The organism is Vibrio sp. 397, assembly GCF_033339395.1.
Taxonomy (GTDB): Bacteria; Pseudomonadota; Gammaproteobacteria; order Enterobacterales; family Vibrionaceae; genus Vibrio; species Vibrio alginolyticus.
The window spans coordinates 1-11,976 of the sequence record NZ_JAWOUN010000022.1; the positions used below are offsets into that span (position 1 = coordinate 1).

Sequence of the window (11,976 nt, forward strand, 5' to 3'; positions counted from 1 at the left end):
GCCGCCAGCGTTCAATCTGAGCCATGATCAAACTCTTCAATTTAAGATTTTGTTCGGCTCAATGAATACTGAACATTACATAAGTAATGTTTGAATTGACTGTGCTGAATCCGAAGATTCAATGGTCACTTCGTTTCATTGAAACCTAATTTGATACCGAGGTATCGAATTGGATTATCATCAACGAGTGCCCACACAGATTGATAGGTTCTTATTTTTAAAGAGCTTTTCTAACATTTTCAGCAACTTAGTTGCTCGTCGTTAGGGGTGCGTATCTTACTTCACACCGTGAGAGAGTCAAGCATTTTTTTCAAATTTTTTTCTCTCTTCCCGACTCGCTGTGTGACTTTCGTCTCACTCCGTGTCGGTGGATGCGCAGTATAGGGGGTTGAGAAATTAGCACAAGCGTTTTTTGCAAATAAAAAACCAACCGGTCACAAATTAGCCAAAAGTGCGATATTTGCATATTTCTTCGTCACATTTGAGACATATCACAGCAATTGGTTGGAAAAACACCAACCATATACGTAAGATTCATGTGTCTATTCTGTTAATGGACAATCGATCTCTTTATCACTATGTGTAGTAATTAAAATGACGTCTAAAAAAAATCTGATTTTATGTGTTGGGCTGGCCATCGTTGGGGGAATCATTTTCTCTCAATTCATCATCCCACCAGCCTTGAGCTTCCTCATTGGTGTTATCGCTACTGCTTTTCTTTTTTCATTTTCTAGCAAAACACCTGTTCTTCAATCTTCGGAGCCTGATCCTTCAACTAAAACGCTGTATGTCGGCAACCTTCCTTATAAGGCCAATGAGAGTCATGTTCGCGATTTGTTTGCTGAATATGGACAGGTCTATGCGGTACGCTTAATGAAAGATAAGCGCACTGGAAAAAGAAGAGGGTTTGGTTTTGTAGTGATGGCTGCGGCAGATGCCAAGCCAGCTATCGCTAAACTTAATGAAAAGGAATATATGGAGAGAACGCTAAAAGTGAGAATTGCGAACGATCCTAAACACCCGGATGGTGGTAAACCTGAACAGGATTAAAACCCAGCTTCTTTAAACAAATGTTCAGTGCATCTTCCTGCCAAGGAGTTGCACTGGCATAAATCGACTTACTTCCCTCTTCTGTATCCTCAATTTCATCACTTAATAGCAATGCTTTTACTCGACGTGCAATCGCTGCGCCTGAATCAATTAAAGTAACGTCCCCACCCAAAGCTTGATGAATCTCCTCTTTGATTAAAGGGAAGTGAGTACAACCGAGCACCGCAACATCGACTTTATCGCGAAGGGGAAGCAGGATATTTGTCAGTTCGTCGAGAGAAACGCTGTTGCCCCGCAATTTCTCTTCGGCCATATCTACCAAGCGAGTTGATCCCACCAGCTCAACTGGTTTGCCTTGCGCAAAGTCCCGTATTAACTCGTGAGTATATTGGCGTGTTACTGTCGCCGGAGTGGCGATCAGCCCTACCCCTTTTGATGCTAAAAGCGATGCGGGTTTAATCGCAGGGACAACACCAACAACGGGAATCGATAAATTTTCGCGTAAGGAAGGAAGCACTATGGTGCTCGCCGTGTTGCAAGCAATGACGACAATGTCGACTTGGTGTTCTTCGACTAATGAAGAGACCAGTTGGTTAACTCGTGAAATGAGTACAGCCTGATCGAGTTCACCATAAGGGTAAGCCTGATTATCGAATAAGTATAAGTAGTCTAGCTGGGGCAATAGGCGATGTATCTCTTGGAATACAGAAAGGCCACCAACACCGGAGTCAAAAACTAGGACTTTTTTCTTACTTGCTACTCGCACGAGCCTTACCTAAAGAACAGAAACGTTGCGATCATACTGCGTAGATTTGTTTTGGCAATGCTTTAGCATGGTATCTTTGATGGCTGAATCTATCTCCAGATTCTACATCTCGCTTCGTCAACTCGATATGTCCTTGAAAAGATGGCGAAGACGTGACCAATGTGTGAAATTCACCATTTTCCCCACAGGGATCAATTTGACTTGGTAATGACTCTATTAGGGCTTTGTCATACCAGCGACCACACCATTCTGGAGGGAGAACTCTTCCGTCGATGGTGATTAACATAGTTTGAATACCACGCTCTATGATTTCCATCGCTAGTTTTTCGCTGCTCTCCCCTAATAGAGGAAAGACGCATTCCCAGCCAACAGGTTCAATATAGCTGCGTCGGTAATCGGCAATGCCATTACAAAACATATCACCAAATGCGACAGCTTCTATGTTCAGACCACTACTTTGTAATGCATTAACGATGGTCGATTGATAAATGTCGTTACTTGGAAAGATTTCAGGTAGCTCGATAGTAATGAGCGGAAGCGCAAGTAAGTCTGCTTGCATTTGTACGACTTCAAGCGGAGTTGCTTGGAAAGGGACTTCTTTCCCTACGTAAGTCGTGTACAAACCGACAACTTGATAATTTGGATTCTCGTTAAGGCGCTCAAGCGTTAATGTCGAATCTTTACCACTGGACCAACTGATCACCACTCGCTTGGGTTTCTTCATTCGATTTTCCACCACAAAATATTAAAAACCGCCCGAAGGCGGTTTGTGCTCATTCACGATTAGAATTCGTAGCCAACGTTGAGATAGTACGCTCGCTCCGCAGCAGGGTAACCTTTTGCCATCTCATACTCTTCATCAAGTAGATTATCGATACGAGCGCTAATAGAGGTCGACTCATTCGGATAGTAAGTCACCGCCGTATCAACCAACGAGTAAGAAGAAAGCGTGATATCTTGTGAAGGCCAAGTGCTGTAATCCACATCTGGACGCTTACCGACGTACTGATAGCTAACCGACCAATCCACTTTATCGAAGCTCACTAAAGCATTCCACTTATACATTTCTTTAGCGCGGCGCTGCAACTGATGCCCTTTATCGTCTTCTGCATCTTTATAATCTGCACTCAACTGGTGCTGCACAATCCCTGTGTCAAACTCAGCAACAAGCTCCACACCTTGGATATGTGTTTCACCATCGACATTCAAATATTTGTATGTGGTTGGATGGTAATCGATAAGATTCGTGATTTTATAGTCATAACCCGTTACGGACCAAAAAACGCCTTGGACATCACCGCTGAATGCTAGCTCCCAAGCATCTGACTCTTCCGGCTTAAGATCTTTCTCACCGTATGTTGGATCATACTGTTGATATAGGTTTGGAGCCTTAAACGCAGTACCAAAAGAAGCTTTAACCCCAAACTCTGGCACAAACTGGTAACCAGCCGCTAAGCTGTAAGTGAACTCACTACCGTATTCTTCGTTATCATCAAGGCGAGCACTGCCCTCAAGCATTGCTTTATCAATACTGGTGGTTGCCATACCGAACAGAGCGCCATTGGTACGATCAAACGTTTTATTCGCACTCTTGTCTTTATAAGACTCATTACGCCAGTCAATACCACCAGCAAACGTCGTATTGTTGTTTAGCAAGTAACTGTTGGTCCACTGGACATTTTGCTGCTCAAGTTCATCTTCAGTACCTGAGTGTTTGCCTTTTGCTTGCTCATAGTTCCAAGACTTCTGTTTCTGTGCTGTTACTTGTAGTTCTGACATCACATTATCAGACTGATACTTACCGCCCAGAGTGACAGAAAGATCGTCTTTTTCTGCTTCGTAGTAACCGCGACTGCCGTAGCTGCTGTCATATTGATAAACATTTTCGTAAGCACGCAGGTTACCAAATGCAGACCACTGGTCATTGAAGTTATGCACGTAACCTAGCAGACCATTCTTTGTATCAAAGCCATGGCGATCACCGTCATTAACTCCCGGTACAGGACGAACGTTATAACCATCATCACTTTCACTACCAAGCGCGATATTTAGCTGGCCGCTCTCTGTGACTTTAATACCAGATGCCACACTCAATTCCTGGTAATCTAAGCTGCCTAAACCCGCACTTAACTTCGTTCCTTCTTCGTCAGCACGCGCAATGGTGATGATATTGATCACGCCACCAATCGCTTCCGAGCCATAAAGTGACGCACGCGCACCACGCACGTACTCAATACGTTGAACGTAAGTAAGTGGGATTTGGTTAAAGTCCACAGCGCCCTTCGCTGCTCGTGCAAAACGTACGCCATCAACCAGTACTAAAACTTGGTCGGAACTGGTTCCACGAACAAATAAAGACGCTAACTGACCACGACCACCATTTTGTGAAACTTGAATCCCGGTAAGGCGACGCAATACATCTGGTAGGGTTTTCGCTTGAATGCGATCGATGTCTTGTCGAGTAACTACTTCGACATCTGCCAACGTACGGCTTTCGGCTTGCTCAAAACGGTTTGCCGTAACAACGATGGTTTGGTCAGTGGAGGTTTCTTGGGCCTGTAGATAAGAGACAGGTGAAAGCAGCGATGCCAAAGTGATCGCCAGTGCGGATTTTCTCATTGTATTGTCCTAAATCGCGTAATTCCTTCCGAGCCCTGTCATCATGACAGTCCAGTGCTGTGGCTCAGTTGTTGGCAGGTATTCGGACTCAAGAGCACGGGTTTACCGCCTACTTGCTCGACTTCCCACATAAACTAATGCAGTGTCTGATGAGCGTTCGTTCTCTTTTACCGCTGCGCGTCAGTTCTGGATTCACACCAGATTCCCATTTCAGCCATCTAGATTGCTAGATAGCACCAACTTGAGGCAAATATTATTCAGCTATTGATTATTTGTCCAGCCAATATTGCCCTTAGAAGTTGTAACGTCTTGATTGATTTTGCTTTCTACTCTGCCTGTACGCACTATCTTTAAATCAATTCCAGTACAAAACTGGACATCCTATTGAGATTGAATAAAATCTGCGCTCTTAAATTGAATGCACCATAAAAGGTAAGATCATGGCTACTCTTGATGTAAACCCACAACGCTACCAAGAACAACTGGCTGAAAAAGTCGAACGTCTCACTGATATGTTCGCGCCATACAACGTGCCAGAACTGGAAGTGTTTGAATCACCAGAGCAGCACTACCGTATGCGTGCTGAGTTCCGTGTTTGGCATGAAGGCGAAGATCTTTACTACATCATGTTCAACCAAGAAACTCGTGAGAAATACCGTGTTGACCAATTCCCTGCAGCAAGCCGTCTGATCAACGACCTGATGCCGCTATTGGTTGAAGCGATGAAAGACAACGACTCACTACGTCGTAAACTGTTCCAGGTGGATTTCCTGTCGACGCTAAGCGGTGAGATTCTGGTTTCACTCCTTTACCATCGCCAACTTGATGAAGAGTGGATTGAAAACGCGAAAGCCCTTAAACAGCGTTTAAATGATGAAGGCTTCAATCTAAACATCATTGGTCGTGCTCGTAAGATGAAGATTGTCCTAGACCGCGACTACGTGATCGAGAAGCTCGATGTAAATGGTCAAAGCTACATCTACCAACAAGTAGAGAACAGCTTCACTCAGCCGAACGGCAAAGTCGCAGAGAAGATGCTGGAATGGGCGGTCGACTGTACCCAAGAAAGCACTGGTGACCTACTAGAACTTTACTGTGGTAACGGTAACTTCTCGCTGGCGTTGGCACAGAATTTCGACCGCGTTCTTGCAACTGAGCTAGCGAAGCCATCGGTTGTATCTGCACAGTACAACATCGCCGCCAATAAGATTGATAACGTACAAATCTTACGTCTATCAGCCGAGGAATTTACTCAAGCGATCGAAGGTAAGCGTGAATTCCGTCGTCTACAAGATGCAGGTGTAGATCTGAAGAGCTACAACTGCAATACGATTTTTGTCGACCCACCACGTGCTGGGATGGATGTCGATACTTGTAAGATGGTGCAAGGTTACGAGCGCATCATGTACATCTCTTGTAACCCTGAGACTCTAAAAGAGAACTTGGACATTCTATGCGAAACACACAACGTGACGCGTTTTGCTCTGTTTGACCAATTCCCTTATACCCACCACATGGAAGCGGGTGTGCTTTTGGAACGCAAAGTGTAACCCACGGCGTCAAATACAAAAAAAGCGAGCTCAATGGCTCGCTTTTTAATTTGATTCGTTTTGCTTATTCCGCAGAAGTCTTCTTGCTGACAAAACCTAACTTCTTACCAATCCATGCGAGTAAAATCATTGAAACCATGATCGCAAAGAAGTTTGAGCCTGCTTCTGGGTATTGCGCTTTAATAAACGCAGAGTGACCAAACGCACCTACGAAGAAACACGCCAAGCCAACTAATGGGATATCTTCTGATACCGGATTATTTAGGTACTCTTGGTAAAGAGCTTGTACAGCCAGTACGAGTGCAATCAATGGGAAGATTGAAAAAGACACTTCACTCATGGTCAACCATGACAACAAAGCATCACCACACATACCTGCAACCAGTGCCAAAATCAGCGTTTTCTTTTCAGATTTATTTCCATTCGACATTATTCTATCCCGCCTTTTAATCGGTTACGTTCACGTTCTTTGCGATACCAATAGGCCCCTTTGGCTATCATTCGCAATTGCATGATCAATCGCTCGGCGAGTTCATCGCGCTCACGTCGATCTAAATCTAAAGCTTCAGCCCCCGAACTGAAAACCAAAGTCACAGACGCTTCTGCTTGAGTATACGCCTCTTCTCTGGTCACGCCGGTGCTCATTAAATACTCGGTTAATTCTGCCGCAAAATGCTGGATTTCTCGAGCAACAGCGGTACGAAATTCAGCAGAAGTGCCGGAGCGCTCACGCAACAACAAACGAAAAACGTTCGGACTACTTTCAATGAATTCCATAAAGGTTTCGACCGAGGTACGAATTACGCTACCTTCTTTCACAATACGTTGACGCGCCTGACGCATCAGTTGACGTAGTAGCAAACCGCCTTCATCAACCATGGTTAAGCCTAGCTCATCCATATCTTTGAAGTGGCGGTAAAAAGAAGTCGGTGCAATCCCTGCCTCTCGGGCGACTTCTCGCAAGCTAAGGCTGGAAAAGCTGCGATCCGCACTTAATTGACTAAATGCCGCATCGATCAATGATCGACGTGTCTTCTCTTTTTGCTGTGCGCGGATTCCCATCGATTTCATTCTTAACTTGCTCTTTTTCTGTAGGGTACAAGAGCCTCAATATAACGCAATTTGCTCCTACGGAGAAAGATATGTTGCTTCGCTCGCTCTGAGCCCCGAGAACGTTACTATTGGCATGCATCCAATTGCAATGTTCTCGATGCAATTTATAGACATACAACATACCAAATCACCCTTTTGGTCGATTCTGCGTGATCACTTCCACTCTCTAACAGGCATGACGTGTACCAATAGAGTAAATGAGTTAAAATCGCGCTAAAGCAATGTTAAGCAAATATAACAAGGAAGGCATCATGGCGCATGTTAATCACTATGACGTGATCGTAATCGGTAGTGGCCCTGGCGGAGAAGGGGCTGCAATGGGATTAACCAAAGCGGGACTGAATGTTGCCATTGTCGAGAAAGAAAGCAGTGTCGGCGGCGGTTGTACTCACTGGGGTACTATTCCATCAAAAGCACTGCGTCATGCCGTTAGCCGCATCATCGAATTTAATAGCAACCCGCTATTTTGTCGAAACAACACCAGCGTTCATGCAACATTTTCTGACATTTTAGGTCATGCTAAATCGGTCATTGATAAGCAAACTCGACTTCGTCAGGGCTTTTATGACCGTAACTCATGCACACTTTTGTTCGGAACCGCGCGATTTATCGATAACTACTCAATTGCAGTGATGCAAAGCGACGGTACAGAAGAAATCTATTCAGCGGATAAGTTTGTCATCGCGACGGGTTCTCGTCCGTATCAGCCTGACGACGTAGATTTCTTGCATGAGCGCATCTACGACAGTGATTCCATTTTGAGCCTGAAACACGATCCTCGCCATATCATCATTTACGGTGCGGGCGTTATCGGTTGTGAATACGCTTCTATCTTCCGCGGACTTGGAGTGAAAACCGACCTTATCAATACCCGAGACCGCTTGTTGGAGTTTTTGGATAACGAAGTGTCGGATGCGCTGTCTTACCACTTCTGGAACAGCGGTGTGGTAATTCGTAATGATGAGACCTATGAAAAAATCGAAGGCACAGAAGATGGCGTGATTATTCACCTACAATCTGGCAAGAAGATGAAGGCGGACTGCTTGTTGTATGCGAATGGTCGAACAGGTAACACCGATAAGTTGAATTTGGGTGCTGTGGGTCTGGAAGCGGACTCTCGCGGACAACTAAAAGTAAACCGTAACTACCAAACCGATATTGAGCACATTTACGCTGTAGGCGATGTCATCGGTTACCCTAGCCTTGCAAGCGCCGCTTATGACCAAGGGCGATTTGTCGCACAAGCCATTACGAAAGGTCAGGCAGAAAACTATCTGATTGATGATATTCCAACGGGTATCTACACCATCCCAGAGATTAGCTCTGTGGGTAAAACCGAGCAAGAGCTAACAGCTGCGAAAGTACCGTATGAAGTAGGACGCTCTTCGTTCAAGCATCTAGCTCGTGCACAGATCGCAGGAAAAGACATCGGTAGCTTGAAGATATTGTTCCATCGTGAAACCAAAGAAATTTTAGGGATTCACTGTTTTGGCGAACGTGCCGCGGAAATTATCCACATCGGTCAAGCCATTATGGAGCAAAAAGGCTCAGCGAATACCATCGAGTATTTCGTCAATACCACCTTCAACTATCCAACAATGGCCGAAGCGTATCGTGTCGCTGCGTTGAATGGTTTGAACCGCTTGTTCTAATCGATGCTTCTTGATAGCAGACAGAAAAACAGCAGGCTTGGACCTGCTGTTTTTATATCAACATTGTGCTAGGAAGGTATCCTTGTGCCATTGGTAGAGGAAGATAACCCCTAAACCAATACCCCGCATCAACATAAAGCTCGTCATTGCAAACCACAGCGCGTGATTTTCCCACTCGGCGAATAAGTAAAAGACAACGAAGAAGCTGCTGGTCGCGACAAACATACTATTGCGCATGTCTTTGCCTTTGGTTGCACCGACAAAAATGCCATCCAATAGAAAGCACCACATCGACGCAAGTGGCATCACCACCAGCCAAGGTAGATACACCGCTGCTTGCTTTTGTACCGCCTCAATTGAAGTGATCATGGCGATCAACTGCGATCCCGCCAAACCAAAGAGCGCGGTCAGTCCTAAGCAAATAACCAAACTCCAAAAGAAAGTGCCGACAAGCGATGCACTCAATTGTTGCCTATCTTTGGCACCAATCGCCTTCCCGACCATGGCCTCCATTGCGTAAGCAAAGCCATCCATGCCATACGAGATAATCATCAGGAAGCTCATCAGAACCGCATTTGCAGCGACAACCTCATCACCAAAGCTCGCACCTTGGAACGTCATAAAGCTAAAAGCCGCTTGCAGACACAAAGAGCGCAAGAAAATATCGCGATTCAATTTCACGAAGCGCCCTAAACCGTGTTGAGTGCTGGCTAGCAACTTTTGAGGTGATGGTAATTGCCTCTCTCGCCAGGTTTTCCAAACACACATGAGACCAAAACCCATGCCTGAGTAGTCAGCAATCACCGATGCAAGCGCAGCGCCTTCTACTTTCCACCCCAAACCAATCACAAACAACAAATCGAGGGCAATATTAGTCACGTTGGTGATGATCACCATCCACATTGGTGCTTTGGAATTTTGCGTTCCGAGCAGCCACCCCAACAACACAAAGTTCATTAGCGCAGCGGGGGCACTCCACACACGGATAGAGAAATATTGCATACCGTAGTGTTTTACCTCTGCGCTGGCGTCACTCCAACCAAAGATCAAATCAGCTATCGGGGTATGGGCAATAAGGAAGACTAACGCAAACAGCAGCGCCATAAGTGAGCCTTGCATAAACACCAAGGCAAGTTGCTTTCGGTCTTCACCGCCATAGGACTGCGCCGCCAACCCTGTAGTCGACATACGCAAAAAACCAAGCAGCCAAAACGTCACGCTGATCATGGTGCTGCCCAACGCAACACCGCCCAGATACCAAGCGTGGTCTAGATGACCAATCACCGCAGCATCGACCAAACCGAGCAATGGAACAGTAATATTCGACAGCACCATAGGTATCGCTAAAGCTAAGACTTGGCGATGAACTTTTGGGTTAGATAAAGGAGAGAAGATTGAATTTGTCACAGGCACCTCATCAGTAAGATCGACGAGTGTACCTGAGCGCTTAACGACTAGCCAATTACCACTTGATGTGAACGAGGACTGGCGTGAGGCGATGCTTCAACATTGGAATCTTATTAAGCCAACGCTGCCAAGCTTTCCAACGAGAACAGAATCTATCGAATGGCGAGAAAGCTTTCGCCCATTGTGCCCATGGTAACCATTGCAATATCTGTGCTGCAGGCGCTTCAAAGCCATGAGCATAACGATCAGAGCCAAGCTTTTTCCCCCACTTGGTTTCCGTTAAATCTCCTGCCAGCACCATACACAGTTCAGCAGAAACAAAATGTCGACCCAAGGTTTGAATAAATTTCGCGACTTGACGCTCTGTGCAATCGAGCAGTGCCATTTCACATAAAATGAGTACCGGTGCTTGCTCTGGAATGGCTAACGTCTCTAGCCACGACATTTCATCCACACTGCCACAGCGATGTTCATAACGTTCATTTTTGTGGAACAAACGCTGACGCCATACCAAATTTTCCGTCACATCCAGCTCTATCCAATGGCAGCGTCCATTATCCAAACGATAAAAGCGGGTATCCAACCCCGCTCCAACATTGATTATCCAAGCATCGGGATACTGCTGTAAGAAGTGACTAACCTGCTGGTCACAAAGCTGAGTCAGCGTCACGTGCAGCAATTGCTTCTGCGCAATATCACCACTCAAACAGTCCGGCGCCATCTTACAGCTCAAACACGCTTTAGCAGCTATCGGATCGTACACCAAGCCATTGTCGACCATGCTTTCACGGCTACGCAATAACAGTGGCTTTAATAAATGGTTAGGAACTTGATGTTTAGACTGAGACATGGGCATTTCCTGCGCCAGAGAGAAAACATAGACATTAATAAAGATGATAATGAATATCAGTTACATTATCAAGCTTATAAATTGGTCAAAACAAACAAGGTCAAGATGATAAGAAAGCTTTTGGAGGAGGTAGAAAAAGAGAAAAGAAAAGAAGAGAAAAGACAAAACAGCCCAGATGAACTGGGCTGCTTAAATGCACTTACATCCAATCGGTATTACGAATAATACCAACGGCTAAGCCTTCTATCGTAAGGTGCTGAGACGTTAAGTCCACTTGAATTGGGGCAAACTCTTCATTCTCAGCATGCAGTAATATGGTTGAACCTTTGCGCTCCAAACGCTTCACAGTCACATCATCATCAACACGCGCAACGACAACTTGACCGTCTCTCACGTCTTGGGTTTTATGCACCGCGAGCAAATCGCCATCCATAATCCCGATGTCTTTCATACTCTCGCCATTTACACGAAGTAAGAAATCCGCTTGCGGTTTGAACATCGCAGGATCGACTTGGTAGTGCGCCTCTACGTGCTCTTGAGCCAAGATTGGCTCACCCGCTGCGACTTGACCAATCAAAGGCAAACCCTGCTCATCATTGGCAGCGTCTTCAAGCAGGATACGAATCCCACGAGAAGCGCCTGGAATAATTTCAATTGCTTGCTTACGAGCAAGCGCTTTTAGGTGTTCCTCTGCGGCATTCGCAGAGCGGAAGCCAAGCTCACGCGCAATCTCTGCACGAGTTGGTGGCATTCCGGTGTCATCGATTTTACTTTTAATCAAATCGAAGACTTGTTGTTGGCGTGGCGTTAACGGCTTCATGTCTCACCTGTCTTTTTATACAGTTAACTGTGAGTATATCCAGTAAATGCTCAAATGAAAACCCAATTGGTTGTTTTTTAATTTATTTGTGGAGAGCTTTCAGCTTACCGATTAAGTTCATTCTTTATTCGTTTAAAACACCGACTTTT

The 11,976-nt window shown here is 45.4% G+C and carries 11 protein-coding genes and 1 riboswitch; of the genes, 3 read left to right on the forward strand and 8 right to left on the reverse strand.

Annotated elements, in window-relative coordinates:
* Window positions 1-594 precede the first annotated feature (594 nt).
* Window positions 595-1,050: an RNA-binding protein gene (locus tag R7P36_RS22120; RefSeq protein ID WP_017821270.1), complete on the forward strand. Its 456-nt coding sequence runs from the start codon at window positions 595-597 to the stop codon at window positions 1,048-1,050.
* Here R7P36_RS22120 and murI read toward each other — a convergent pair.
* Genes murI through btuB form a run of 3 tightly spaced genes read right to left on the reverse strand, consistent with a single transcriptional unit; the run spans window position 1,013 to window position 4,435 of the window.
* A complete protein-coding gene (murI, locus tag R7P36_RS22125; RefSeq protein ID WP_213900082.1) occupies window positions 1,013-1,816 on the reverse strand; it encodes a glutamate racemase in 804 nt (267 codons plus the stop codon). The genes R7P36_RS22120 and murI overlap by 38 nt on opposite strands.
* A gap of 31 nt (window positions 1,817-1,847) precedes the next feature.
* On the reverse strand, window positions 1,848-2,540 hold the full coding sequence (locus R7P36_RS22130) for an ATPase (RefSeq protein ID WP_005378675.1): 693 nt from the start codon (window positions 2,538-2,540) through the stop codon (window positions 1,848-1,850).
* Between the two features lie 59 nt (window positions 2,541-2,599).
* A complete protein-coding gene (btuB, locus tag R7P36_RS22135; RefSeq protein WP_213900081.1) occupies window positions 2,600-4,435 on the reverse strand; it encodes a TonB-dependent vitamin B12 receptor in 1,836 nt (611 codons plus the stop codon).
* A 55-nt stretch (window positions 4,436-4,490) separates the two neighbouring features.
* A riboswitch (cobalamin riboswitch) is annotated at window positions 4,491-4,691 on the reverse strand.
* Between the two features lie 184 nt (window positions 4,692-4,875).
* On the opposite strand from btuB, the gene trmA reads away from it, so the two are divergent.
* The gene (gene trmA / locus R7P36_RS22140; protein ID WP_005389691.1) at window positions 4,876-5,985 is read left to right on the forward strand and encodes a tRNA (uridine(54)-C5)-methyltransferase TrmA; all 1,110 of its coding nucleotides are present in this window, start codon (window positions 4,876-4,878) and stop codon (window positions 5,983-5,985) included.
* Between the two features lie 64 nt (window positions 5,986-6,049).
* Here trmA and R7P36_RS22145 read toward each other — a convergent pair whose 3' ends face one another.
* On the reverse strand, window positions 6,050-6,415 hold the full coding sequence (locus R7P36_RS22145; RefSeq protein ID WP_005378634.1) for a YijD family membrane protein: 366 nt from the start codon (window positions 6,413-6,415) through the stop codon (window positions 6,050-6,052).
* Entirely contained in the window at window positions 6,415-7,056 is a 642-nt protein-coding gene (gene fabR / locus R7P36_RS22150) for an HTH-type transcriptional repressor FabR (protein ID WP_005378632.1), read from the reverse strand. Before fabR ends, R7P36_RS22145 begins: the two co-directional genes overlap by 1 nt.
* Before the next feature lie 263 nt (window positions 7,057-7,319).
* Between fabR and sthA the strand changes: the two genes are divergently transcribed.
* A complete protein-coding gene (gene sthA / locus R7P36_RS22155; protein WP_132937312.1) occupies window positions 7,320-8,750 on the forward strand; it encodes a Si-specific NAD(P)(+) transhydrogenase in 1,431 nt (476 codons plus the stop codon).
* Between the two features lie 57 nt (window positions 8,751-8,807).
* Here sthA and dinF read toward each other — a convergent pair whose 3' ends face one another.
* The 3 genes from dinF to lexA all read right to left on the reverse strand — a co-directional run bounded on the left by dinF (window position 8,808) and on the right by lexA (window position 11,827).
* Window positions 8,808-10,157, reverse strand: a complete 1,350-nt coding sequence (gene dinF / locus R7P36_RS22160) for an MATE family efflux transporter DinF (protein ID WP_213900080.1) — start codon at window positions 10,155-10,157, stop codon at window positions 8,808-8,810.
* A 55-nt stretch (window positions 10,158-10,212) separates the two neighbouring features.
* On the reverse strand, window positions 10,213-11,007 hold the full coding sequence (locus R7P36_RS22165; RefSeq protein ID WP_025768172.1) for a class I SAM-dependent methyltransferase: 795 nt from the start codon (window positions 11,005-11,007) through the stop codon (window positions 10,213-10,215).
* Between the two features lie 199 nt (window positions 11,008-11,206).
* Window positions 11,207-11,827: a transcriptional repressor LexA gene (gene lexA / locus R7P36_RS22170; protein ID WP_005378682.1), complete on the reverse strand. Its 621-nt coding sequence runs from the start codon at window positions 11,825-11,827 to the stop codon at window positions 11,207-11,209.
* Between the last annotated feature and the right edge of the window lie 149 nt (window positions 11,828-11,976).

Excerpts from the sequence above, each read along its gene's own strand:
- R7P36_RS22130 (WP_005378675.1), bottom strand. The coding sequence starts at position 2,540 with ATGAAGAAACCCAAGCGAGTGGTGATCAGTTGGTCCAGTGGTAAAGAT.
- lexA (WP_005378682.1), bottom strand. The coding sequence starts at position 11,827 with ATGAAGCCGTTAACGCCACGCCAACAACAAGTCTTCGATTTGATTAAA.
- trmA (WP_005389691.1), top strand. The coding sequence starts at position 4,876 with ATGGCTACTCTTGATGTAAACCCACAACGCTACCAAGAACAACTGGCT.
- btuB (WP_213900081.1), bottom strand. The coding sequence starts at position 4,435 with ATGAGAAAATCCGCACTGGCGATCACTTTGGCATCGCTGCTTTCACCT.
- fabR (WP_005378632.1), bottom strand. The coding sequence starts at position 7,056 with ATGAAATCGATGGGAATCCGCGCACAGCAAAAAGAGAAGACACGTCGA.
- R7P36_RS22145 (WP_005378634.1), bottom strand. The coding sequence starts at position 6,415 with ATGTCGAATGGAAATAAATCTGAAAAGAAAACGCTGATTTTGGCACTG.
- R7P36_RS22165 (WP_025768172.1), bottom strand. The coding sequence starts at position 11,007 with ATGTCTCAGTCTAAACATCAAGTTCCTAACCATTTATTAAAGCCACTG.
- sthA (WP_132937312.1), top strand. The coding sequence starts at position 7,320 with ATGTTAAGCAAATATAACAAGGAAGGCATCATGGCGCATGTTAATCAC.
- R7P36_RS22120 (WP_017821270.1), top strand. The coding sequence starts at position 595 with ATGACGTCTAAAAAAAATCTGATTTTATGTGTTGGGCTGGCCATCGTT.